This is a genomic window from Sellimonas catena, assembly GCF_027924685.1.
GTDB classification, from domain to species: domain Bacteria; phylum Bacillota; class Clostridia; order Lachnospirales; family Lachnospiraceae; genus Sellimonas; species Sellimonas catena.
The window spans coordinates 40204-63344 of sequence record NZ_BSBO01000027.1 but is presented as its reverse complement, the minus strand read 5'-3'; the positions used below and the strand labels follow the sequence as shown (position 1 = coordinate 63344).

Here is a 23141-nt window from a genome sequence, read left to right as displayed (position 1 = left end):
AAGGTTTCTATATCTTCTGATCCTGCCAACGTCTTATTGTCATACCCAAACGCACGTTTATCTAACATATGTTCGATGAACATGCGTTCTTTTTTTGACTGCTCCAAAAACGCAATTTCCTATAAAGTAAAAAAGCGACCACTCTCATGGTCGTTCCTACCTTACTCTATACACACTTTTTCTTTCTGTTGTGTTTCCTGTACCTATTCGCCCTCCTTCCTCCACGCAATACACCGCTATACACAGATATAACCCTGCTCCATTTTAGGGTATCCGAGAAATACGGTATCATATGCGTCAAGATTCTCGACACTGGATGTCAGTTCCGGCCTTGCGTCCTCTCCCCGTTCTTCATTTGCCCGTTCCAGACAGGCATCCCAGTCGCTTGGATAAGGATCGGTAACCTGAATGGAGAACAGATCGCCTCCGGTTTCTTCCTGCACCCATCCTGCCAGCTCCTGAACATTTCCCGGCGCAATTACGCTTGGAGAAGCAACTGCGTCTACATCCTCTTCCAGAATCGCATTCTCCGCCCAGGAAAAATAGGCTACCAGAATGTTAGAGCCTGTTCCCTGTGTCTCCTCACCGGTCTGTGCCGTATCTTCCTCCGCTGTTCCCTGAACGGTATCTTCCTGATCCGTCTCGTCTCCGGCAGAGTCTGTTCCGGACTGCTGTGTTGTTCCCTGTGTATTGTCCGCACTTCCATTGCTTTCATTGCCGCATCCGGCAAACGTCAATACCATTGATAAAACCAGACATAATGAAATCATTCGTTTTTTCATAAATCCGTCCTCCCATCTGTGTTGGATTCCATTTCATACAGAAGGTTTTCCTTCTATACCTTTATTATACGGACGGTATTTCCCGGAGACAAATACTTATCCTGCATAAGGAATGATACAAAAAATGAATGAAAAATCACCATATCTGCGGTATTCTTTCCGCAAATATGGTGAGATCCCCTTCTCTCCAAAGATCAGTCTTTTTCTGCCCGGCCGGATTTTGGAAGCTCCGGAAATGGAATAAACGGTTTCGGATGTTCTTCATGTTCTCCGATCATTTTCTCCATCCAGATCATGTTATACCATCTTCCGAATTTGTATCCGCACTGGTGGAATTCCCCTACCAACCGGTATCCCATGTGGGCATGAAACTGCGCACTGTTCTTCGTCAGATATTCATCTTCCGTCTCCGGATAGCCGATACAGGCATTCAGGTTCGTGATGTGCTGTGCCCGGGCAATTTCTTCCACCGCCTGATACAGCGCCCGTCCGATTCCTGTTTTTCGCACCTGTTCTTTTACATAAATGGAAACCGAAGTAGACCAGTCATATGCCTTTCTTCCGATGAAGGAATCAAGATAAACATAGCCCACCGCTTCTCCGGATATTTCCGCCACCAGATACGGATACCTCTTTAAAATCCTCCGGATTCTGTCCCGGAATTCTTTCACATCCGGCACTTCATACTCAAATGTAATTGCAGTCTTCTCGACATAAGGTGCGTAGATCGCGAGAAGCTGTTCTGCATCATCAGGACCGGCTGTCCGGATCCGGATTTTCGTCTCTTCCATCCTGTTGTTCCTCCTTTATCTGATGGGTTCCATAGTCCAGACACATGGACACAAAAGTCTGCATGCTTCTGGTAATATATTTGCTTTTATGATAAATAATATTAAGTTTTCTTTCAATCGGCCGGCGCAGGAATGCCTGACAGACCAGACCCTGTTCCAGATCCCGCTTCACAAGCAGATAGGGAAGGACTGCAACGCCAAGCCCTTTTGCCACGCCCTGCACAATCGCCTGGGTACTGGAACTTTCCCATGCCGGATGGACGGTGATCTGCTCCATGTCGAAGCAGGCATCCAGAATCTCTCTTCCGGCGCTTCCCTTTTCCCGCATCAGAAACGGATTCTCTGCCATCTCTCTCAGTGTGACATCGCACTTCCCCGCCAGAGGATGCTCCGCCGGTACAATCGCTACAAGGGAATCCTCCAGAAACGGTACCGCACATACGGAATCTGAAGACGGCTGGTTCTCAATCAGGCCAAGATCAATTTCATTTTCCAGCAAAAGCCTTTCAATCGTTCCCGACTGATTGACGACAGCCTCCATCCGGATTTCCGGAAACTGCTCCTGAAATTCTTTCATCAGGGGCGGCAGGATATGAGTCCCGATCGTAATGCTGGCTCCAACCCGGATTGTCCCGATCTCATCTCCGTTTTTCAATTCCTTTTCCATTGCCTCAAACAGGGAGACAATGTGGACGGCGTATCCGTAAAATTCTTTCGCGGCGGCGGTTGGATAAATCCGTCTTCCGATCCGCTCGAAAAAGTGCTGCCCGTAATATTCTTCCAGTTCTTTGATCGTAACGCTCACAGACGGCTGTGCCAGATGAAGCTCTTTTGCCGCCTTTGTGATGCTACTGTTCTGGTAGACCGACACGAAGATTTTCATATGCCGAAGTGTCATGGTTCCTCCATATATAAGAAATTCATTATCTATTTTATAGAATAATACTATTTTTCATATAGATCAAGACCAGTTATACTAAAACAGGAGGGAGGACATTCCAATGGAAAAGAAACATAAGATTCTGTTAAAGTTATTTATATCAACGTTTTATCTCAGTGCCTTCACCTTCGGAGGCGGCTATGTCATTGTAACACTGATGAAGAAAAAATTTGTCGATCAATATCACTGGATTGAAGAAGAAGAAATGCTGGATCTGGTTGCTATCGCCCAGTCCGCCCCGGGAGCCATTGCGGTCAACGGCGCCATCGTCGTCGGGTATAAGCTTGCCGGAATTGCCGGAACGATCACTGCGGTCATCGCAACCATCCTTCCGCCTTTTCTTGTGATTTCTGTGATATCCATCTTTTATGAGGCGTTCCGGGACAATCAGGTCGTAAGCCTTGTGCTGGAAGGAATGCAGGCCGGTGTCGCCGCTGTCATCGCATCCGTCGTCTGGGAAATGGCAGCCGGAATTCTTCTGGAGAAAAAATGGCTCTCTATTTTAATTATGGCGGGAGCCCTCATCGCTGCATCCTGCCTTGGTATCAATGCCGTCGTTATCATCCTTGTCTGCATTGCTGTCGGTCTGCTGAAGACATTTATGCCGGGAAGAAAGGGGGATCCATCATGATTTACCTTCATCTGTTTCTCAGTTTCCTTCAGATCGGCCTGTTCAGCTTCGGAGGCGGCTATGCGGCCATGCCTCTGATTCAGGACCAGGTCGTTACCTTGAATCACTGGCTCTCCATGAAGGAATTTACGGATCTGGTTACCATTTCCCAGATGACACCAGGTCCAATCGCCATCAATTCCGCCACCTTTGTCGGAATCAAAATCGCAGGAATTCCCGGCGCCGTAGCGGCCACCTTCGGCTGTATTCTTCCATCCTGCATTATCGTCACGATCATTGCAAGACTCTACTTAAAATATCGGAATATGGCAGCACTCCAAAGCGTTCTTTCCACGCTGAGACCTGCAGTTGTCGCTTTGATTGCCTCGGCAGGAATCTCGATTCTGATTTCCGCTTTCTGGCCGGAAGGATCGATCCGATTTGCCTATACCAACTGGATTCTGGTCGTGCTTTTCTTCTTCTGTTTTCTCTTACTCCAGAAATGGAAGGCAAATCCGATCCTTGTCATGGTACTTTCCGGCATTCTCTATGCAGGTATTTCCCTGCTTATCGAATAAAACAAACGGGAGATCTGTCTTTGATCTCCCGTTCTATCATTCATTTCTAAATTTTAATCAGCAGAGCTGCTTTCCATCGCTGAATGCGTTTCCTACTGCTTCTCCCAGTGCCGTATAGGTATTGTGAACCGGATCAAAGGTAATTGGGCACCATTTAGAAAGATCTACCGTTCCTTCTGCGTCCAGAATGGATTCATCCACACTGACATTGACGATTTCTCCGATGATATTGCCGTCTTCGTTTACTTTTTCCAGCTTACATTCCAGTGCCATCGGCAGCTCATCAATCAGCGGAGCATCTACGAACTCGCTCTTTGTTGTATGGAATCCCGCCTTCGCAAGTTTATCCGGCTCTTTGTTGGCGGATACGATACCAACATAATCGGATGCAACAAGGTTCGCTTTGTCTGCAAAGCTGACAGTAAACGCTCCTCTTGCCTTGATATTGGCAGTTGTCTTATGTCCAGCGCTTAAACAGAGGACTACCTTTCCCGTATCATAAATTCCGCCCCATGCCGCATTCATGGCATCCGGGGTTCCATCCTCTCCGTATGTTCCGATAATCAGTACCGGAAGTGGATACATCCATGTTTTCTGTCCAAAATTTTTTCTCATAACGAAAATGCTCCTTTCTTATGCTTGCTGAAAATATGCGTCAATTTCCTGCATCCGGCTCATCTGGTCTACGTGGAACGGACATCTGCGGTTACAGTGTCCACACCGGATACAGTCGGAAGCATTCTTTTCCAGCTTCTGATAATGTCCAACGGCCATGGAATCTCCTGCCTTTGCAAGATCATAGTACTTGTTGATCAGAGCAATGTCAAGTCCTGCCGGACATGGGTGGCAGTGATTGCAGTAGACACAGCTTCCTTCGGCCTCCTTTGGTACCAGTGTTCCGATCACGGAGTAATCTTTCATAGGAATATATAACCAAAAACTATGTTTACGGCTTAATGGTCTTCACTCTCAGGAAGAAATACAACAGGTGACATACCCACACAACCGCCAGACAGATCCGACCGGCCGGAACATTGCTCATCATCAGAAATCCCGCCGCCATGACCACGGTCACGGTCCCAACAATCCGAATCTTTGTCCTCATAGTCATGGCACGCTGTTTTACAAAACTGTCCAGATGTTTTTTATAAAGTTTCGTTCCTACAAACCAGTCGTGAAGACGCTTTGAGCTTTTCGCAAAGCAGAATACTGTAGCCATGAAAAAAGGCACGGTCGGAAGAACCGGCAGGACGATTCCTGCCGTGCCAAGTCCCAGGCAGAGAAAACCCAGTATGATCCAGAAAATCCTGAACGGATTCTTATTCTTCATTATTATTTCACTCCCGTTAAGCCGGACCGGATGTGAGCTGTCACACGGTCAGGACAAATTTTTTCCCTTCAATGGTTGTCACTCCCAGAGAGATCCCGTACAAATCCCGGATGCATTCTTCTGTAATCACTTCATCCGGAGCTCCCTGAACTGCAACCTCCCCCTCTTTCAGGCCGATGATGCGGTCTGAAAAGTGGATCGCCTGATTCATATCATGGAGCACCATGATAATAGTGATCCCATACTCCTGATTGAGTTTCTTCACCAGTTTCATGATCTCGATCTGATAACGGATATCCAGATAGGTGGTCGGTTCATCCAGAAAAAGGATCTTCGTATTCTGCGCAAGCGCCATGGCGATCCACACCCTCTGACGCTGTCCGCCGGAGAGACGGCTTACTTCCCTGTCCCGGTATTTTAAGATATTGGTAACCTCCATGGCCCATCGGATCATTTTTTCATCCTCGTCGCTTCGTCCCTGCATCATCTTTCTGTGAGGAGTTCTTCCAAAGGATACAAGCCTCTCCACAGTAATGTCATCCGCGGAGGAATTATACTGATGGACAATGGACACCCTCTTTGCGAAATCTTTCAGACCCAGATTCTGGATATTCTTCCCGTAAAGGAAAATATTCCCTTTACGCGGATAAAGATTCTTGGTCATCAGATTGAACAGGGTTGATTTTCCGCACCCGTTCGCTCCCATGATGGTTGTGATCTTCCCTTCTTCTATGGTAAAAGACGTGCCCTTTAAGACTTTGTTTTTCCCGTAGGAAAAAAACAGATCACGCACTTCCAAGGCCGGTTTCCTCTGTTTTGTATCAGGCTGCATATTTCTTTGACCTCCTTAACAAAATGATAAAGAACGGACCGCCGATCACGCTCATTATAATGGACGCCGACACTTCGTAAGGTGCTGCCACGGTCCGGCCGATGGTATCCGCAAGCAGAAAGGTAAATGCACCTGCCAGCATGGAAAATGGTACCAGTGCCCGGTGGTCGCTCCCGACAAGCAGCCGCCCGATATGAGGTACGATAAGCCCCAGGAAGCTGACAGCTCCCACGACCGCTGTAGAGATACTAGCCAGAAGCACCGCAACCAGAGAAACCAGAATCCGAATCAGATTTACGTTGACACCAAGACTTCTGGCTGTCTTGTCTTCCAGAGACATCAGGTTGCACATCTTTGTAAACAAAAGTGAAAGGACAAGCCCTGTAATTACATAGGGGAGAAGGGTCTGTACATCTTCCCATGTTTTCTGAGTGATATTCCCTTCCACAATGGATGCCACACCGGAGGAAGTTCCTCCGCTCATTGCATTCAGGGCATCTGAAAGACCGGTGAACATGGCGCTTACCGCAACACCGGTCAGGATGATGCGAAGCGGGCTTAATCCTCCTTTCCACGACAGACTGTATACCAGAAAAAAGGCCAGTACCCCGCCTACGAACGCGAAAAGCGGGGTAAAGAAATAAAGGACCGGCAAGAAGGCCGTGATCAGTACCGCGACAAAACCGGCTCCTCCGGAAATCCCGATAATTCCAGGGTCTGCCAGCGGATTTTTCAGCACTGCCTGGAAAAGGACGCCCGAGACCGCTACTGCCGCCCCTGCAAACAGGGAGATCACGATCCTCGGGAAACGCAGGTCATAAATAGCCGCCACATCATCGATCCTTTTGATGAACAGTCCCCTGAACAACTCTGAAGGAGAAACCTTCAGGCTTCCGATATTGACGGACACAACGATCAGCAGCACGAGCAGGACTCCTGTGACGATAAAGGAGGCTGCCGCCCGGGCTGTTTTTCGTTTTTTCCGGCTTTGGTCCTGCCTGCCGGATTCTTCTCTGTCTTCACTCATAGCTCATCCTCCTTACTTTTCCTGTTTCTCATCCTCTTCATTCTCCGGATAAAGCATCGGCTGGAGTTCCTCCAGTGCTTCCGGATAATTGAAGTTCGCGCTCATACCAAAATATTCATAGGTCAGATCGTATACCCGTCCGTTCTTCACAGCGTCAAAATGCTGCCAGATATCATCAGTGGCAAATTCTTCGTTGAACATCTCCACGATCTGATCCGGGAGCGCATGTGCCGCACGCAGAATCACATCCGGCTCTTTCGTCTTCATATCCTCGGTATTCACCGTAAGGAATTCCTGGTCCGTCCCGGCGTAGACGTTCTCACCCCCTGCCAGTTCCACCAGACTTCCCACATAGGAATTTTCCGTGGCAATGATATAGCTTCCCGGAAGACCCATCAGGATCAGAACTTTCGGAGCATCCTTTCCTTCGTTCTTATTTTTGTAATCCTCATAAAACGCCGTAAACTCGTCCACCATGGTCTGTGCCTGCTCTTCTCTTCCAAAAATTTCGCCCAGTTCCTGAATAGAGCGGTACATCCCCTGAACACTTCTGAGATTTAAAAATGCCCAGTCCGTATTGATGGCTTCGTATTTCGGCTGCAGATCCGACTGAAGGGTGGCAGGACTCAAAATCCAGTCCGGGTCTAAGGAAGCCACAATCTCCATATCAGGAGCCATAGCGGTTCCAACTTCTTTCACTTCGTCATACCGCTTCGGAAGTTCCGAAACAGAGCTTGAACATACGCCGGTCAGGTCGAGCTCCAGCCGGTCACAGATCTCTGCCGTAGAAGGAGATGTGGCAATAATCTTCGGTTTTTCCCCCATTCCCTTTACTTTGGCTTTTGCTGCTTCTACAGCGGCCTTTTCTTCCGGATCTGTGATTTCAAGCATGGTACTGACACTCCCGCTCTGCGTGGAAGCACTGTTGCCCTCAGTAGTTTTATCCGTGTTTCCAGCGCTTTGATCCACACATCCTGTAAACAGGCTACAGGAAAGAACCGCAACGGCTGCAAGTACGGAAATTCTGCTTTTTCCTTTGATCTGGCTATACTTCATCGTCATCATAACCTCCACCCCAGCGTTTCCAGTTCTTTCGGAAGAAAAAGATAATCACTGCCGCTGTACCCATCAGAATCAGACCGGAAACTGTGACTGCCGCTCCGACGGCAAAAGGGCCTCCTACACCGGAACCCGCCGTCTTTTCCGCCTCTTCGGATGCATCCGTTGCTGTGGAAAGACTTAATCCCTGTGCCTCGTCAAGTTCCGTATCCGTAGACGTGGACGGCTGAGCCGCTTCATCTATGGAACTGGACAGTGCCGGTGTCTCCGTACTTCCTTCTCCGGATTCTGTGTCCGTATTTCCGGAGGACGTCAAACCGGAACTGCCTGAAAGTGAGGAACCTGACAGATTGGAACCGCCCCCTGTAATTCCACTTCCGGTATTTGTGCTTCCGGTATCTCCTGTTCCACTTTCCGTACCTGCACTGCCGGAGCTGTCCGCTGTCGATGTTTCTCCGTTTCCGGATGCATCTGTCACCATGGTCGCATTCATATTTGTATTGTTTCCGGCAGCGTAATCACTCGGATACAGGTAAAAGACTACATCTCGTCCCATAGGCGCCACGTACATAGAACAGCGGACTACACAGTTCTCGCCCGGCACCTGTATGCAGATGTCTGCCGTTGTACCATTGTCGTCCGTTCCGTTTCCGGTTACTCCAACTGCCGGTGTTGCCCAGCCGCTGTCGCCTACATTCTGCACCCAGAAACTGTGTCCGGAAGTCTGATCCATCAGGCTGAACCGGACTGTCAGATAGTATTCTCCGCTGTCCGTCAGTTCCAGAATTCCCGTTGTGTACACCACTCCGTCTACCATGCCCTGACCGGTGGCGTAAGATGCCTCGCCGCCGGAATCTTCTATTTCACCGGTAACCGGATGGGCGTAGCATGGATGAACCGTACAGGTATAAACGTTCCCGGATGCCGCCTGTACCGGGAATGCTGTTGTCCACACTCCTGCAAAAACAAAGAGTACAGCGGCCAGAAACCCGATTCCTTTATTTTTAACTTTTTTTCTTATCTTCATCTATTTTTCCCGCCTCTGTTCCCTGTCTTGTTTTCTTTTCCGCCTGCCGGAACGAACAGTTGTCAGTACACCCGCACCCAGACAGATGCATCCTGCAGCCAGTACTGCGATCCACAGACCCGAGTTTGAAGAAGTATCATCTGTCTTTACACCGGATGCAGACTTCAGACTGCTTCCTCCAAGAGAACTTCCGCCAAGGGAACCGCTTTTCAGCGAATTGCCGCCAAGGGAACTGCCCCCAAGGCTGCTTCCACCCGGAAGTGTACTGTTCCCAAGACCACTTCCACCTGTCAATCCTCCCTGGCCGGAACCGTCATCCTTGTCTCCCGTATTATCGTTATTGCTTCCCGGTTCATCGTCATCTGAAAACGACGGATCATCTTCCTCCGCAGCTTTCAAAGTCGCCCAGTCAAGAGCCAGATAGACTGACTGGTCACCCAGACCTTCAGATATCGATTCCATCACCGGCACATAAACTTTGAGAGGGACAAATCCATCATCCAGAGCTTCCGGAATCAGTTTGAACGTAACAAGATCCGGATAGTCCGTACCGTATTCATCACGGATCCGGTCACCGTTTTCATCTGTCTGATAAGAGTCTACCACTGCATCTTCCAGTTCTCCCTGCGGATATCCGTACTGATCTTTCGTATATCCGGTAAGAAAATACTGAAGCCCGCCAAGATACCCGAGTTTCCCGCTGATATTCATCCCTTTCATATCCAATGTGACTGAATAGACGCCATCTTTTACAGTCAGCCTGATCGTATGGTTGATGGCATTATCTGCCATGGAAAGTGTGGACTGGTCCACCTTTACCATCCTGCCCGTCACTGCGTAAGTGCCGTCTTCCAGGTTGTGAATATCCAGTTCTGTGTCTCCCGGATCCTCCGGATCTTTCGAGTCATCCGGTTTCTCTTCCTCATCTGTATTCTCTGTTTTATCGCCATAGGTAATGGTAAAGGTTGCGGTTCCCGTATAATTTCCCGGAGATGCCGCCGCAACATCTTTTCCTTTGATAGTAATATTACCGTTCAGTACAATACCCGTCTCTGTACCGGCCGCTTTTGCCGCTCCGGTACCCGAAGCTGTCTGTGAGCCAAAGTCATTTCCAAAAGGAAGCGTTTTCTGTCCGCTGTAAAGATTTCCGCCCGCCGGTGCACTTACCGTGACCGTCTCGCCCGGTTCAACATCAGATACACGAATCTCATAGGGCTGTACATTATCGACAGTTGTCTCCAGTTTTCCCATGGAAAGGGATTCCGGGATCATGATCATGCCGTCCGGCTTCGATGCCTGATTGGAAACATTGGCAGTAATTTCCATAGACTGCTGTCCGGTTTCTCCGCTGCCGTGTCTTGTCAGTGTATTCCAGTACATGGTAACGATAGTTTTTACGCTGAACCTTCCGTTTTCAAAGTGTATGCCGTTGATTTCGCCGTTTAAGGCGCTCATAGCCGGTACATAAATCTTAGTGTTGTTATAATAATACCGGCTCAGCCCGGTAAGCGGAAATGTGACGTCCGTCACCACTTCATAACCTCCCCGCTGTTCCGTTGTATAAGTTACGTTCTCCATGGAAAGTTCCCCGGCCGGGTTGTTGTCTTTGTAATAGCCGTTAAACCCGAGGATATACATCGGTTCTTGTTCCGTTCCGGAAACCATCGTGTAAGAAAGACTCATCTGTCCGTTTTCACTGACCGTCAGAAGAGCTTTTGCCGTTTCAGTCTGAACAAGGCTGTGATCTACCACATCGCTTCGTACCGCAACGGTCACGTCATAGATACCCGGATCCGGTATTTTCTCCGGAACATCCTCCGCAGATTCCTCAGCAAGGTTCAGACCCAGTGCATCTGCGACTGCCTCCTTAATTCCATTGGAGGAATAGGTCGCACTTGCCACAGCATCCAGATCCCGGATTCCTTCTGCATCGTCATCCGCCAGCCCGGGAAACTTCCCGGCAATGCCGTCAATGGCGCTCTGAAGTTTGCCCTTGTTTACCTCCGCATATGTTCCGCCGAAATTGTCGCCGGCAATCGTTACATCCGTAATTTTTCCGTCTGTAACGGTTACTTCTGCACTAATATCGTATTCGCCAAACTGGTCGATATGATAAGTCCCGCTTTTGATATATGACCCGTTCTTCTCCCCGGATGCTGCCTGCGCCGCTCCTGCCGGAGTTAAGGCTGTCATGGCAAGCAGGCCTGCCAGAGCAAGTGTGGTCCATCTCTTCCTGTTTCTATTTCTTCTCATTCTTTCCTCCGTCCGAAACTATCCGCTTTTGAAAAGCAGAGAGATCCACACAAGATATCGTGCGGGGATCTCTGCATCGTTCGGCTGACATATACTAGTTCGCCGCGTATGAAATCATAAAGGTTGTTGTTCCTGTGTAGTTTCCGGCTGCCGCTTTCGCCACATCTTCACCGCTAACTGTAAGCGTTCCGTTCAGTTTTTGGCCTGTTGCATCTTCTGTTACACTCTGGCTGCCAAAACTGTTCGCAAATGCAAGTGTATTATCACCGTTTGTCAGGCTGCCGGCTGCCGGAGCAGAAATCGTCAGTTCACCGTTCAGATTTGCAGCATCAACTTCTACTGAATACCCTGTTACATTATCTTTCTCTGTACTCAGAGTTCCCATGCTTGCAGATTCCGGAACAGTTACCGTATATTCTGGTTCGGAAACCACTTCCTGTACATCTGCGGTAATCTGCATATTCTGCTGATTCTGTGTGTCCCCTCCCGGTTCCTGGCTTCCGCCTGCCGCCTGCAGATCAGTTACCTTTACAAAGAAATTCTGTGTTGAATTCATAACCACATTCACATAGGCGCTGGCCGCTACTGTACCGGCCTCCAGATCATCCAGCACATCCCGCGGAAGCTCCACAGTAAGCACCTGGGTCGGCAGAACGTCTCCGGCATTGACGCCAAACAGTGCTGCAGTTGTATCAAATTCTTTTTCCGGTTTTGTAGCAATGTCCGATTCTGCCGTATATTCTGTTCCGTCTACCGTAAATTTCACATCTTTTACAGTTCCATCTGTACCCTGATCCGGGAATGCCGGGATCGGGTAAGCCACATAGAATGTAAGCTCGGCAGAATCCGCCGTCAGTTCTACATCTGCCTCATGTACAAAAATCGGATCACACATGCTGTTGTTTCCTGTTCCGTTCGCATTCAGGAAATGGATTTCTCCTGTATAGCTGCCGTCCGCCGGCTCCGCTGCGAATGCGGTTCCGCACAGCATCGTAGATATCATCGCCGTTGCAACGGCACCGGATAAAATTTTTCTGAATCCCATAATTGATTCTCCTCTCTGTTTATGTTTTTTGTTTATGCTAAAGTGCTTTGCACTGTAACATCATCAGTATCTTTTTTCACGCAGTTCTTATGTGACTACAAGCGTGCAGTTGACTTCCGCCCCGTTCCTTGGAGTCATCTCTTCGTCTGCAGTAAATGTTTCATACTTCACCGTCAAGGGATATTCCCCCGTCTCCATCTCCTTTTCCAGCGTGATCTCATAGAGACTCTGTCCCGGTTTGATTATTTTTGACGTGTAGATAGTCTCCTCTGCCTCAGGCAGATAAAAGGAAATCCGGAAATAGACCTGATTCTCTTCCGGGTTATTCAGCTCAACGGACACATCTTTTGTTCCGGAAGGAATTTCTATTGATTTGTATCCCGGAATCCGGATCCCCTCTCCCACGGAAGGAGTTGTAGATTCACTCTCCGGCTTTTCCTGATCTTCCTCAAACGCCACATCATAATTGGTCACTTCTTTTGGCCTGGTATAGAACCAGATGCCTGCGGCCGCAATTATCACCAGAAGGATCAGGATCCCGATTTTTTTCTTACTCTTCATATCATCTTTCTCCATAGTTAATTCAGTTAGTTATTGCTAACTCTTGTTTTAAAAAGAATCTCACATAAACAAAGAATGAAGTATGTGAGATTCATACACCGGAATTAGTTTCAACTAACTGTCGTGATAATATCATACCATTTCTATTTCTGTCAATCCGTGCTAATGATACTAATTCTCATTTATTCTATTTTCTGTTTCTTCTGTTTTCCGGGAATCCACGCACACCGCATGAACCGCGAACCGTCTGCTATATCCGCTGTCAGTGCATGTGGAAAGCGTCATTACTTTATGACTGCTGTCCGGATGAATTCCTGTGTCGATCAGAGAATTACAGACCATACTGTCAATCAGCTTCTGATATTTCTCCCCCGGTTCATATCCGATCTTATAGACATCCCCGCCGTTTTCCGCTTCGTGGCAGGCAAAGATCTGATACCGGTATACTGCCCCTTCTGTGTACAGGGTAAAATACGGATTTTCTTCCCAGAATTCTTTTTTCCGGTATTTTTTCAGGCCGCCGAACATGCTCCCGTCATTCATGTTATGCCCGTATATGACTGTATAATAATCCGCGAAATCCGGCCGGTTCAGTCCCTCCAGAAAGATGCTCCCGGCGATGTGGGATTTGCCATACAGATCCCGTCTCAAATATTTCTCATTATCTCCCGAGTAGAAAACCGGATAATCGATTCCTGTATTTTCCGGATCATCCGACCGGATCCATGCCACGATATCCGGATTTTCTTCTCTTAATTCGTCAAACCGGATCATCACATCCGTGAGCCACCAGTCTTTTTCCTTTTCCCCGCCGTCCCCTTTCCGGATCTTTGTATAGCTTTCTCTCAGGTTTTCATAGGTCCGGGATGAATTATGTTTATCAAGATAATCCGGGAGAATGTTCCCGAGAGAAAGACTGATCAGCACAAGGGATACCGGGATCAAAAGTTTTGACAAACTGAAATGTTTTCCCTCTTTACAGTCCTGCTTTTTTCTTTTCATTTTCATTTATGCCGCTCTCTCTTTTCGGCATCTCCTGACTATGATAAATAATCTTTGATATTTTCTTTCCCTTGCCAAGATAACCACATTTTCTGACTCCATCCCGGACAATCTGATCCAGCTTTTCTTTTGGCATCCGGAACACAGTACTGTCCTCCAGAATAATCTCGCATCCCTCTTCATCTGTAAGATCTTCTGCACATTCCACTTTGTACATATTTTTTCTGTTGATCGCCCCGATCTCTTCCAACGCATTGATCATACGGTAGACAGTCGCTACTCCGATCCTGTTGTCTTCCCGCGAAGCCTTATAAAAGATTTCCTTGCAGCTTGCACAGTCATTTTCCAGAATAATGTCAATCAGTATCTTCCTCTGTCTTGTAATACGGCATCCGTTTTCTTTCAGTCTCTCAATAATTTCATCTTTTCTGTTCAAGATACTATCCCGCTTTCTGCCCGTAAAACGTCGGAACTTGCACTAATATGTTAGCCATATCTACTCCTCCATGCACTTCTGATTATCATTATTCTGTCATATTTTTCTTTCCGTAAATTAGTATAGACTAACTCCATTGAAAAATCAACAATAATTCATGGTGTTTTATATTTGACATGGTATAAAAGAATACTGTTAACAGAAAAAGGGAAATTCCGCACACAACGTGAATCTCCCTTTTTGAATGATTTTTATTTCTTTTCATCAGTCAGCAGATTTCTCATGCTCCTGAGACTGATCAGTAAAGTCGATGTGTTATGAAAAAGAGCTGATGACGTTGGCTGAATCATGCCTGCAACGCCAAGAAGGATCAGTCCTGCATTGATACCGATGATCTGATGATAGTTTTTTACGACCCGGTCCATCATTCTGTTTGCAAGATGTTTCAGTGTAACCAGTTCCCGAAGGTCTTCCGCCGCAATGGTAATATCGGCAATTTCCCTTGCAAGTTCTGCACCATCGCTGATAGCAACACCTACATCCGCCGCTGACAGGGCCGGAGAGTCATTGATTCCGTCCCCGATCATGATCACCTTATGCCCCAGCGTCTTCTCTTTCTCCACAAACCCCGCTTTTTCTTCCGGGAGCACTTCCGCATAATATTCGTCTACGCCGACCCTCCGGGCGACTGATGCTGCGGTCTTCTCACTGTCGCCGGTCATCATAACGGTTTTCTTTATTCCCGCCGCTCTCAATGCCCGGATCATATCCTCAGCCTCTTTTCTCAGCGGATCTTCAATACATATCACTGCCGTCAGTTCCTGTTCAATGGCAAGATACAGATGGGAATATTCGTCCGGCAGTGATTCGAATCTGTCCCGGTATTCCGGACGGACTTGACATGCTTCATCGTCAAATACAAAATGACTGCTACCGATTACCACTTTTTTCCCGTTAATATGGGAAGAGATCCCATGGGCAACAATATATTCTACTTTGGAGTGCATTTCCTCGTGGGCAAGCTTCCGTTTCTTTGCGGCATCCACCACGGCTTTTGCCATGGAATGAGGGAAATGCTCCTCCAGACACGCCGCAATCCGCAGGCATTCCTCTTCCGGCACATCACCAAACGGGACCACTTCTTTCACCGTTGGTTTCGCCTTTGTGAGCGTGCCGGTTTTATCAAAGACCACCGTGTCAGCTTCCGCGGCCGCCTCAAGGAATTTTCCGCCTTTCACGGTGATCCCGTATCCGCCTGCCTCCCGGATTGCTGAAAGTACGGTGAGAGGCATGGCCAGTTTCAGTGCACAGGAAAAATCCACCATGAGCACGGATAAGGCTTTGGTTACATTCCGGGTCAAAAGCCATACCCCCGCGGTTCCAAGCAGGGTATACGGTACGAGCCTGTCGGCAAGATGTTCTGCTCTGCTCTCCATAGAAGATTTCAGCTTTTCAGAATCTTCGATCATTGCCACGATCTTTTCAAATCTGGTGGAACCTGATACCGCTTTTACCAGAACATCAAGTTCCCCTTCCTCAACTACTGTACCCGCATAGACGGACTGTCCCTGTACTCTGCGTACCGGCATGGCCTCTCCCGTAAGAGAAACCTGGTTTACCATCCCTTCCCCGCCGGATACTTCCCCGTCAAAAGGAATGACATTTCCCATATGTACGGTCACTATGTCACCTTTCCGGATCTTGTCGGCCTTTACAAGAATTTCCTGTCCGTCGCGTTTCAGCCAGACTTTCTTAATACTCAAAGACATGCTCCGCGCCAGATCGCCAACTGATTTCTTATGGGTCCACTCTTCCAAAAGCTCTCCGACTCCGAGAAGAAACATCACAGATCCTGCAGTATTAAAGTCCCGGCGCAGGACAGAGACGCCGATTGCCGCTGCATCCAGAAGTGGGACTTCTATCTTTCTTTTTCGGATGCAGTGCAGCCCGGCTGCAAGATATTTTAAAGACCTGGCCGTCACAACCACCGCCCGGAGCGGTCCCGGAACCAGAAGCCGGCATCCGTAGTGCAGCAGCATTTTTGCAATCAGCTTTTCTTTATATGACGCATTCAAGGATCTCCCGGAATTCCGGATCATGTTTTCCGGTACGTTTACCTTTTCGTACCGGAATTCCTTCAACATCCGGATCAGTTCACCACGGTCTCCTGTATAGCAGATGACAGCGTCTGAGGTGCGTTCATACACTTTGACATCTGTTATATTTTTCTGCCTGTCCAGATACCAGAAAAGAGTATCCGCCTCCTCACATGTCATTTTTTTCTGAACGATGTGAATCCGGAGGCGGCCCTTGATCTCATGCTTGATAATATATTTCATGAGCGGTTACATCTTTCCATTGTCAGAAGAGGCCGCACCGTCTTCTTCCGCCTCCTGGACTGCCGCTTCTTCCACTGCGGCTCTTTCCTCATTGATCTGCTGTGCTTCTGCAAGAATATCCTCTGCGTTTTCCTGAACATTCGTTACCGTTTTCATCACGCAGTCCTTTGCGCGCAATGCAGCCGCTGTACACGTTGTATATACTTTCTTTGCATCTTTACTGGATAAAATCTTTACCCCTGCCGTCCCGAAAAGGACTCCTCCTGCGAATAATCCGATTTTCTTCATCAATGAATCACTAAACATATGTTTTACCTCCTGCTATAAATTTTTTTGATGTTTGAATTACTTATGCTTGTATCCGGTATAGAATACCATTATGAAACAGAACACGGCAGCCCATGCCCAGAATCTATGCTGCTTCATGCGCCATCACTTCCTTTTTTACTGAATTATCATATGGATACTATATCAGCATATCAACACATTTTCAGGCTAGTCAAACCTAACTGTCCTTGTTGATAAATCTTCTCAATATCGCATATAATCATCGATGTTCCCTTAAGTTCTATAACAAAACGGACCGAGGAGATCTGCTCTCTTCGGTCCGTTTGCCATATCTTAATCTATTGGGTTCCTGACGATTACGCCATCTGCGTCGCTGCGTTTTCGATACAGCGGTTTGCATTCAGGCTTTTCGGATATCCGATGTACGGAAGAATCTGAGAGACAACCCGTACAAGAAATTCTTTGTCATTTCCCAGATTCATATTTCCGATGGCATGGGATGTCAGCTGCGGCTCACAGCCTCCCTGTGCCGCCAGAAAGCAGAAGGTAATCAGCTCTCTCTGCTTGAGATCCAGTCCTTTTCTTGTATAAATATCTCCAAAACAGTTGGATGCAAGCCAACGGTTAATATGTCCGGCTTTCCATGCTTCCAGCATCTGCGATCCGAAGATTTCAGCCTGGGCGGCAGCTCCTTTTTCCAGACGGTCTTCCATCGTAGTCGTTCCACGGTTCTCCTCCGGATTCGGGATTCCGTTTGCTTCAAACACTTCATTGGTTGCTGCAAAGAATGGAAACACTCTTCCAAAACCAAGATAATCTACTGCCTGATAAACGACTTCTTTTACCATCGCCGGAGTCAGGGCGCTTTCGACTGCCTTTGGCAGATAATACCGGTATGCGTCAACGGACTGGCTTCCGATCAGCGCAGCAAGGACTGCAAGATATCTGGTGGTCTCATCCAGTGTCTGTCCCGGTTCGTTTACAACTTCGTTATATGCAAATGCTTCCCACCGTTCCATAAATTCTGAATCTGTCTTGTGAAAATTCATTGTTTCTGTCATCGTTTCTGCCTCCTGTTTCTATGTGAATTTCAGGCTCTCCACCTCTTCTTACAGTATAAAACCCCGGTTTTACAAGATCAAATACTTAATCTGAATAGGTATATATAACCAGAAACTATGCTTCCGGCTTCAGCGGCCCGTAAAAATACGATGCGGTCGCGCCTCCGTCAATGAGTATATCCGCTCCAGTGATGAAGGTCCCCTTTTCACTCATCAGCAGTTCCGCCACATTGGCCACCTCATCGGCAGTTCCCGGGCGGCCTGCCGGACATTTAGCGAACATATTTTTATAGAAATCTCCACGTGGACCGTTAAACTCATCTATTGCCAACGCGTCACGATAATGCCGGGAGAAATGGAATTGATACGTGTCTTTGATCTTTTCCGGCTGAAGGATATCCAGCTTCAAAAGTTCCTCTGTCGGTATACAGGCAAGCATTTTACTTCTAATGTCTGTTTTCTTACATATGACCAGATTATGATTGTTTCAAAAGCGCCCGGTTCATATTGAACCGGGCTTGGTATCTAAATATATCATATCTTTACATATCTTTGGTTCCTGCTGTTAGGTTTATCTGGAATTGTCATACGGATAAGATTCATGTCTACTGCCGGCCGTAAATAATTTCTTCGAAAACCTTCCTTAGATTTCAACCCCAGTTTTTCCATAAGTGAATTGCTTGTATAAGGAATATCATATTCCATAACATCAAGCAGTTTCTTAATGTATTCCGAAAGCTGCCCATTATCTTCACTGATCTGAATGGAAATGTCATCCAGAATTTTATCAATTTGTGACAACATAAATTCAATGAAAATTGTTGATGCACCATCCAGATGGCATTTAGCAATCGCGTCATAGTATTCTTCTTGAAATTTTTCGATCTGACTCTCAATTGGAATAAATTCAAATATCGGCTTCCACTTGGAAAGGATCGCAGTATGCCATAATCTTGCCATTCTACCATTGCCATCAGAGAACGGATGGATAAAGACAAATTCATAATGAAATACGCTGCTTAAAATAAGAGGATGAACACTATTTTGTGCTTCTTTCATCCAATCAAAAAGTTCATCCATTAACTGGGGAACAAATCGTGAAGGTGGTGCCATAAAAATGCACTGATCGCCATTAAAAACACCTTCTTCACCTCGACGGAAGTCACCGGATTCTTCTACAACATATTTGGTCATTATGCCATGAAATTTTTTCAAATCTCTTATGTTGTATGGATTGATCTCGGAAATTTTTTCATATGCGGCATAGGCATTTTTTACTTCCTGAATTTCCTTTTGTTCACCAAGCACTGTCTTTCCGTTGATTACATCTCTAACCTGCCCCAAAGAAAGAGAATTCGCTTCAATCTTCAATGAAGAATGAATGGACTTGATACGATTGTTTCTTCTCAAATGTGGTTTGGATTCTAAATTACTGGTTGCCGAAATTCGTCCAATCTTTTCTGAAATCGAAGATACATATGATAATATTTCATTTGTTATTGTAAAAGGCGGTTTATACACTCCCATGACAGTACCTCCATGTACTTGCGTATTATCTTGCGTACTTTCTTCCTCTATTATACAGCAAGTCAAAAATTTTTCAACACCTATATGAGTTCATCCACTGAAAAAGGGATTGCACACCAGTACCCTGTGTCCAATCCCTTTTCTCTTATTCCACAAATAAAATATGCATCTGTCCTTTTTTATCTTTGACGACTTCTGCCTCCACATCATAGATTTCCCGGATAAACTCCGGTGTCAGAAGTGACTCCGGTGTCCCTTCTCCTGCGATCCTGCCGTCTTTGAGGGCGTAAATCCGGTCGCAGAACATGGCCGCAATATTCAGGTCGTGGACGGCCGAAATCACCGTCACATTCAGATTCTTTACAATCCGCATCAATTGAAGCTGGTGGGTAATGTCCAGATGGTTGGTAGGTTCATCCAGAATCAGGCAGGGCGTCTGCTGGGCCAAAGCTCTTGCAAGAATAACCCGCTGCTGTTCCCCTCCGGAAAGCGTGGAGAAACTTCTGTCCGCAAATTCCGACATGCCGACAGCCTGCAATGCTTCTTTTACAATGGCATGGTCTCCGGCATTGTCCCGTTCCAGTGCCTTTTTGTGGGGAGACCGCCCCATCATGACGATTTCCTGTACGGTGAAATCAAAATTATAATGGTTATGCTGAGCTACCACTGCCAGTTTTCTGGCGGAATCTTTGACGCGGATCGTACTCAGCTCTTCTCCGTCCAGATAGACAGCACCCTGATCCGGTTTCAAAGTCCGGTAAATGCACTTGAGAAGCGTTGATTTTCCACTTCCGTTCGGCCCGATCAGTCCGATAAATTCCTTCTCCTTACTCTGGATGCTGATTCCCTTTAAAATCTCCTTTGCTCCGTAGAAAAGGTGGAGATCTTCCGTATTGATTTTCACGCTTCCCCACCTCCAAATCCATAGGATTTCCTTATCATCAGATAAATAAAGCACGGGGCGCCGATCAGAGAGACTAAAATTCCGATCGGCAGTTCCGCATAGTCCAGAATGACCCTGCAGGCCACATCCGCCCAGATCAGAAAGACCGCTCCGGTCAGTGCGCTGACAGGGACGAGCCTTTTATGATCTGTTCCAAGGCACATCCGCACTGCATGGGGAATAATCAGCCCGACAAATCCGATCATTCCTGCCGCACAGACTGCCGTTCCTACCATCAGGGAGGAAAGAATCAGATACACGATCCGCACCCGGTGGAGGTCGGTCCCAAGTGTCACCGCTGTCTCATCGCCCAAAAGCATCAGATTCAGCTTCCGGGATTGAGTCCAGAAAATCAGTGTTGCGACTATCATGACCGGAAGAACAACCGGCACATTGTCCCAGTCAGCCGTGGCAAGACTTCCCATGCTCCAGTAGGAAATCTGAGTCGTTGCTTCCCGGTTCTGGGAAATATAAATCAGGAAGTTCGCAAACGCGGAGCAGACGGTACTGACCGCCATTCCGGCCAGAATCAGTTTCCCCGCGCTCGTGCGTCCTCCGATGCCGGAAATAAAAAGCACACCAAAGGACGCTGCCAGAGCCCCGAAAAAGGCCATAATCCCCATACCCTGATCTCCAAATACGGCCCCGATCCCAAGTAGAATGGATGCCGCTGCTCCCAGATATGCCCCGGAGGAGACGCCAAGGACATACGGGTCCGCCAGAGGATTTTTGACAACTGCCTGCATGACAACGCCGCACACGGAAAGCCCCGTCCCCACTGCTGCCGCCATCAGCACTCTCGGCAGACGGATCTGCCAGACTACATCATGGACAGCTCCCTGGCCGTAGGCAGACATGCTCTCTGTATGAAAGACCTCATATCCGATCACACGGTACACATCCTGAAAGGACAGATCCGCATTTCCAAACAGTACCGCCGTAAAAAGTGACAGTATAAGAGCCGCAGACAGCCCAAGAATCAGAATTCCATATGTCTTTGTTTTCATCGCTCCTCTTTTCATCATGCTCCCTCTATTCGTTCAGATCCAGATCCGGATACAGGCCTCTGGCGATAGTCTCAATCCCGTCCTGCGTCCTTGTCGCACTTGCGTACATCTCACTTAACATAATCGGAACAACCCGGTCATTTTTCACGGCGCTCATGCTCTGAAAGGCTTCATCTTCCAGAATCTTATCCAGATTTTCCTGCTTCACCGTTTCCGGATCATCCCCGGTATATGGCATGTAGACGACAAAAATCACATCCGGATCTGCCGCTAAAATGTCTTCCTTTCCAACCGTGGATGCGTCCGGATTTGCAAGGCTGGCACCAAGCTGGGTCACCATGTCCCCCGCAATGCTTGCCGCGCCATAATTGGTAAAGGTATCATTCATGCTCTCCACCACCATGACAGACGGCTTTTCTTCCTGTTCTTCGGCCAGCGTTTTTACGTGTTCTACGGTCTCTTTCATTTGATTTACGATCTCTTCTGCACGGTCCTGCACATCAAAAATCTTTCCAATGTTCAGGATATCGTTATATTCATTTTCCAGAGAATCTTCTTTCACCGCGGTATTCGTATTGATATAGACATTTGTTCCTTTTTGAATCCATTCATCCGGGCTTCCAAGGTTATCCTCATCAAAAAGGGATACCCAGGAAAAAATCATATCCGGTTCCAGCATCGTCATTGTCTCTTTGGACGGTGTAAACTCGTCCAGATAGTCTGTTTTGGAAAATGCGGCTTTCTGATCATCCGGCACCTCATTATCAAGCCCTGCCGTCGCTACAATCCGGTCCTCCAGTCCAAGAGCAAGCAGCGTCTCCACCGATCCCTGGTAAACCGCTGCCACCTTTTCCGGCGCCTTCTCATAAGTCATCGTATACTCGGCGCCATCCCGGCCATAAGTCGTGATTGTCAGCGGATATTCGGTTTTTTTCGTACTCTCTGTGGTGTCCTTGCTGTCAGACGAACCGTCATCTGCAGCCTGATTGTCCTCTTTCACCTGATCAGAGCTGATTCTGCCCGCATCCCCGCTGTTGTTTCCGTCACTGCCTCCACAGGCGGAAAGTCCCACCGCCATTGTGGCTGTCAGAAGACACGCCAGTACCTTTTTCACCATGTTCTGTTTCATGTTCTCTCCTTCTTTCTTTCGGTATATTTTCCTTTCCTGTTACAGGATCTTTGGCTTACCCGTCAGATCCATATTCCTACTTACCGGAAGATTCGTTTTGCAGAACAAAAAAACCTGCTTTTTATAAGCAGGCATGACAAAAACATATGGACAGGCAAAGACCGCCGCCCATATTTTCAGATGTCTGCTTTACACGGAAGCTTCATCTTCTCTATCAAGCAGGTTTCCTGGCTTGCCTCTCCTTGCCTGTCCCGGCCTTCTCACGGCATTGCCGCAATGACATAAATTGGGACAGACTCCTTGCTTACAGTGACCGGATCGCCGGAGATTTCCACTCCGTTCCCTTTTAAAATTCATCCTCTTTGACAAAGGAATTCTTCACTTGATAAAGTTATTCAATTCTAACAGGAAATATTACAGTTCCCAATTTAGCATACTTTGGCGTCAATTGCAACCGCAGTTCCCACCGGACATTCTCCCTATGCTTTTTTCTAAAAGCCAGTGCAGAATCTCAGCAAACTCTTCCATGTAATAGTTGCTCCGGTCTTTCTTCCAGAACATGCAATAATTACGC

25 protein-coding genes and 1 riboswitch are annotated in these 23141 nt (G+C 47.4%); of the genes, 2 read left to right on the top strand and 23 right to left on the bottom strand.

All coding sequences use genetic code 11. From position 1 onward, the window contains the following. Window positions 1–236: 236 nt before the first annotated feature. From Selli1_RS12905 to Selli1_RS12895, 3 genes are all read right to left on the bottom strand, one after another. Window positions 237–782, bottom strand: coding sequence for a flavodoxin (locus Selli1_RS12905; protein ID WP_281873199.1), 546 nt, complete (start codon window positions 780–782; stop codon window positions 237–239). Between the two features lie 194 nt (window positions 783–976). Further along, entirely contained in the window at window positions 977–1573 is a 597-nt protein-coding gene (locus tag Selli1_RS12900) for a GNAT family N-acetyltransferase (protein ID WP_281873197.1), read from the bottom strand. After that, on the bottom strand, window positions 1533–2471 hold the full coding sequence (locus Selli1_RS12895) for a LysR family transcriptional regulator (protein WP_281873195.1): 939 nt from the start codon (window positions 2469–2471) through the stop codon (window positions 1533–1535). Before Selli1_RS12895 ends, Selli1_RS12900 begins: the two co-directional genes overlap by 41 nt. Before the next feature lie 103 nt (window positions 2472–2574). On the opposite strand from Selli1_RS12895, the gene Selli1_RS12890 reads away from it, so the two are divergent. Together Selli1_RS12890 and Selli1_RS12885 are read left to right on the top strand one after the other, a co-directional pair. Then, window positions 2575–3144 (top strand): chromate transporter, encoded by a 570-nt coding sequence (locus Selli1_RS12890; protein ID WP_087254436.1) that lies wholly within the window; start codon window positions 2575–2577, stop codon window positions 3142–3144. Next, complete coding sequence (locus tag Selli1_RS12885) at window positions 3141–3701, top strand: chromate transporter (RefSeq protein WP_281873192.1); 561 nt, start codon at window positions 3141–3143, stop codon at window positions 3699–3701. Before Selli1_RS12890 ends, Selli1_RS12885 begins: the two co-directional genes overlap by 4 nt. 57 nt (window positions 3702–3758) lie before the next feature. Here the strand turns inward: Selli1_RS12885 and Selli1_RS12880 are convergent, their stop codons facing one another. The 20 genes from Selli1_RS12880 to Selli1_RS12785 all read right to left on the bottom strand — a co-directional run bounded on the left by Selli1_RS12880 (window position 3759) and on the right by Selli1_RS12785 (window position 22567). After that, window positions 3759–4316, bottom strand: a complete 558-nt coding sequence (locus Selli1_RS12880) for a flavin reductase family protein (protein ID WP_281873189.1) — start codon at window positions 4314–4316, stop codon at window positions 3759–3761. Window positions 4317–4334: 18 nt separating this feature from the next. Next, window positions 4335–4622, bottom strand: a complete 288-nt coding sequence (locus tag Selli1_RS12875) for a 4Fe-4S dicluster domain-containing protein (RefSeq protein ID WP_138373452.1) — start codon at window positions 4620–4622, stop codon at window positions 4335–4337. A gap of 25 nt (window positions 4623–4647) precedes the next feature. Further along, window positions 4648–5031, bottom strand: a complete 384-nt coding sequence (locus Selli1_RS12870; protein WP_118637408.1) for a YbaN family protein — start codon at window positions 5029–5031, stop codon at window positions 4648–4650. A 40-nt stretch (window positions 5032–5071) separates the two neighbouring features. After that, window positions 5072–5863 carry an ABC transporter ATP-binding protein gene (locus Selli1_RS12865; protein ID WP_281873185.1) on the bottom strand — a complete coding sequence of 264 codons (792 nt, stop codon included), beginning with the start codon at window positions 5861–5863 and terminating at the stop codon, window positions 5072–5074. Continuing rightward, on the bottom strand, window positions 5853–6890 hold the full coding sequence (locus tag Selli1_RS12860) for a FecCD family ABC transporter permease (RefSeq protein ID WP_281873182.1): 1038 nt from the start codon (window positions 6888–6890) through the stop codon (window positions 5853–5855). Before Selli1_RS12860 ends, Selli1_RS12865 begins: the two co-directional genes overlap by 11 nt. A gap of 12 nt (window positions 6891–6902) precedes the next feature. Then, entirely contained in the window at window positions 6903–7955 is a 1053-nt protein-coding gene (gene isdE, locus Selli1_RS12855; protein WP_281873179.1) for a heme ABC transporter substrate-binding protein IsdE, read from the bottom strand. Further along, window positions 7936–8976, bottom strand: a complete 1041-nt coding sequence (locus Selli1_RS12850) for a heme-binding Shp domain-containing protein (RefSeq protein WP_281873176.1) — start codon at window positions 8974–8976, stop codon at window positions 7936–7938. The genes isdE and Selli1_RS12850 overlap by 20 nt, the downstream gene beginning before the upstream one ends. Further along, window positions 8977–11229, bottom strand: a complete 2253-nt coding sequence (locus Selli1_RS12845) for an FMN-binding protein (RefSeq protein WP_281873173.1) — start codon at window positions 11227–11229, stop codon at window positions 8977–8979. Window positions 11230–11323: 94 nt separating this feature from the next. Beyond that, complete coding sequence (locus Selli1_RS12840) at window positions 11324–12274, bottom strand: hypothetical protein (RefSeq protein WP_281873170.1); 951 nt, start codon at window positions 12272–12274, stop codon at window positions 11324–11326. An 87-nt stretch (window positions 12275–12361) separates the two neighbouring features. Then, entirely contained in the window at window positions 12362–12835 is a 474-nt protein-coding gene (locus tag Selli1_RS12835) for a hypothetical protein (RefSeq protein ID WP_281873167.1), read from the bottom strand. A gap of 171 nt (window positions 12836–13006) precedes the next feature. Further along, window positions 13007–13843, bottom strand: coding sequence for a class B sortase (gene srtB / locus Selli1_RS12830; protein WP_281873165.1), 837 nt, complete (start codon window positions 13841–13843; stop codon window positions 13007–13009). Continuing rightward, window positions 13812–14273 (bottom strand): Fur family transcriptional regulator, encoded by a 462-nt coding sequence (locus tag Selli1_RS12825; protein ID WP_281873163.1) that lies wholly within the window; start codon window positions 14271–14273, stop codon window positions 13812–13814. Before Selli1_RS12825 ends, srtB begins: the two co-directional genes overlap by 32 nt. A 251-nt stretch (window positions 14274–14524) precedes the next feature. Next, window positions 14525–16612: a heavy metal translocating P-type ATPase gene (locus Selli1_RS12820; protein ID WP_281873162.1), complete on the bottom strand. Its 2088-nt coding sequence runs from the start codon at window positions 16610–16612 to the stop codon at window positions 14525–14527. Between the two features lie 6 nt (window positions 16613–16618). Beyond that, window positions 16619–16918 (bottom strand): DUF6110 family protein, encoded by a 300-nt coding sequence (locus tag Selli1_RS12815; protein WP_087169497.1) that lies wholly within the window; start codon window positions 16916–16918, stop codon window positions 16619–16621. Between the two features lie 338 nt (window positions 16919–17256). Next, complete coding sequence (locus Selli1_RS12810) at window positions 17257–17961, bottom strand: carboxymuconolactone decarboxylase family protein (protein WP_281873161.1); 705 nt, start codon at window positions 17959–17961, stop codon at window positions 17257–17259. A 115-nt stretch (window positions 17962–18076) separates the two neighbouring features. Then, the gene (locus Selli1_RS12805; RefSeq protein WP_191434859.1) at window positions 18077–18400 is read right to left on the bottom strand and encodes an SDR family oxidoreductase; all 324 of its coding nucleotides are present in this window, start codon (window positions 18398–18400) and stop codon (window positions 18077–18079) included. Between the two features lie 95 nt (window positions 18401–18495). Continuing rightward, on the bottom strand, window positions 18496–19488 hold the full coding sequence (locus Selli1_RS12800) for a Fic family protein (RefSeq protein ID WP_087254406.1): 993 nt from the start codon (window positions 19486–19488) through the stop codon (window positions 18496–18498). Window positions 19489–19633: 145 nt separating this feature from the next. After that, entirely contained in the window at window positions 19634–20392 is a 759-nt protein-coding gene (locus tag Selli1_RS12795; RefSeq protein WP_281873160.1) for an ABC transporter ATP-binding protein, read from the bottom strand. After that, window positions 20389–21438: a FecCD family ABC transporter permease gene (locus Selli1_RS12790; protein ID WP_281873159.1), complete on the bottom strand. Its 1050-nt coding sequence runs from the start codon at window positions 21436–21438 to the stop codon at window positions 20389–20391. The genes Selli1_RS12795 and Selli1_RS12790 overlap by 4 nt, the downstream gene beginning before the upstream one ends. A gap of 25 nt (window positions 21439–21463) precedes the next feature. Next, the gene (locus Selli1_RS12785; RefSeq protein ID WP_281873158.1) at window positions 21464–22567 is read right to left on the bottom strand and encodes an ABC transporter substrate-binding protein; all 1104 of its coding nucleotides are present in this window, start codon (window positions 22565–22567) and stop codon (window positions 21464–21466) included. Window positions 22568–22767: 200 nt separating this feature from the next. Beyond that, window positions 22768–22968: riboswitch (cobalamin riboswitch) on the bottom strand. Between the last annotated feature and the right edge of the window lie 173 nt (window positions 22969–23141).

Coding starts and splice junctions, on each gene's coding strand:
- Selli1_RS12800 (WP_087254406.1), bottom strand. CDS start 19,488: ATGGGAGTGTATAAACCGCCTTTTACAATAACAAATGAAATATTATCA.
- Selli1_RS12895 (WP_281873195.1), bottom strand. CDS start 2,471: ATGACACTTCGGCATATGAAAATCTTCGTGTCGGTCTACCAGAACAGT.
- Selli1_RS12905 (WP_281873199.1), bottom strand. CDS start 782: ATGAAAAAACGAATGATTTCATTATGTCTGGTTTTATCAATGGTATTG.
- Selli1_RS12875 (WP_138373452.1), bottom strand. CDS start 4,622: ATGAAAGATTACTCCGTGATCGGAACACTGGTACCAAAGGAGGCCGAA.
- isdE (WP_281873179.1), bottom strand. CDS start 7,955: ATGATGACGATGAAGTATAGCCAGATCAAAGGAAAAAGCAGAATTTCC.
- Selli1_RS12890 (WP_087254436.1), top strand. CDS start 2,575: ATGGAAAAGAAACATAAGATTCTGTTAAAGTTATTTATATCAACGTTT.
- Selli1_RS12820 (WP_281873162.1), bottom strand. CDS start 16,612: ATGAAATATATTATCAAGCATGAGATCAAGGGCCGCCTCCGGATTCAC.
- Selli1_RS12845 (WP_281873173.1), bottom strand. CDS start 11,229: ATGAGAAGAAATAGAAACAGGAAGAGATGGACCACACTTGCTCTGGCA.
- Selli1_RS12790 (WP_281873159.1), bottom strand. CDS start 21,438: ATGAAAACAAAGACATATGGAATTCTGATTCTTGGGCTGTCTGCGGCT.
- Selli1_RS12805 (WP_191434859.1), bottom strand. CDS start 18,400: ATGCTTGCCTGTATACCGACAGAGGAACTTTTGAAGCTGGATATCCTT.
- Selli1_RS12885 (WP_281873192.1), top strand. CDS start 3,141: ATGATTTACCTTCATCTGTTTCTCAGTTTCCTTCAGATCGGCCTGTTC.
- Selli1_RS12860 (WP_281873182.1), bottom strand. CDS start 6,890: ATGAGTGAAGACAGAGAAGAATCCGGCAGGCAGGACCAAAGCCGGAAA.
- Selli1_RS12810 (WP_281873161.1), bottom strand. CDS start 17,961: ATGACAGAAACAATGAATTTTCACAAGACAGATTCAGAATTTATGGAA.
- Selli1_RS12870 (WP_118637408.1), bottom strand. CDS start 5,031: ATGAAGAATAAGAATCCGTTCAGGATTTTCTGGATCATACTGGGTTTT.
- Selli1_RS12835 (WP_281873167.1), bottom strand. CDS start 12,835: ATGAAGAGTAAGAAAAAAATCGGGATCCTGATCCTTCTGGTGATAATT.
- Selli1_RS12785 (WP_281873158.1), bottom strand. CDS start 22,567: ATGAAACAGAACATGGTGAAAAAGGTACTGGCGTGTCTTCTGACAGCC.
- Selli1_RS12865 (WP_281873185.1), bottom strand. CDS start 5,863: ATGCAGCCTGATACAAAACAGAGGAAACCGGCCTTGGAAGTGCGTGAT.
- Selli1_RS12900 (WP_281873197.1), bottom strand. CDS start 1,573: ATGGAAGAGACGAAAATCCGGATCCGGACAGCCGGTCCTGATGATGCA.
- Selli1_RS12880 (WP_281873189.1), bottom strand. CDS start 4,316: ATGAGAAAAAATTTTGGACAGAAAACATGGATGTATCCACTTCCGGTA.
- srtB (WP_281873165.1), bottom strand. CDS start 13,843: ATGAAAATGAAAAGAAAAAAGCAGGACTGTAAAGAGGGAAAACATTTC.
- Selli1_RS12840 (WP_281873170.1), bottom strand. CDS start 12,274: ATGGGATTCAGAAAAATTTTATCCGGTGCCGTTGCAACGGCGATGATA.
- Selli1_RS12815 (WP_087169497.1), bottom strand. CDS start 16,918: ATGTTTAGTGATTCATTGATGAAGAAAATCGGATTATTCGCAGGAGGA.
- Selli1_RS12850 (WP_281873176.1), bottom strand. CDS start 8,976: ATGAAGATAAGAAAAAAAGTTAAAAATAAAGGAATCGGGTTTCTGGCC.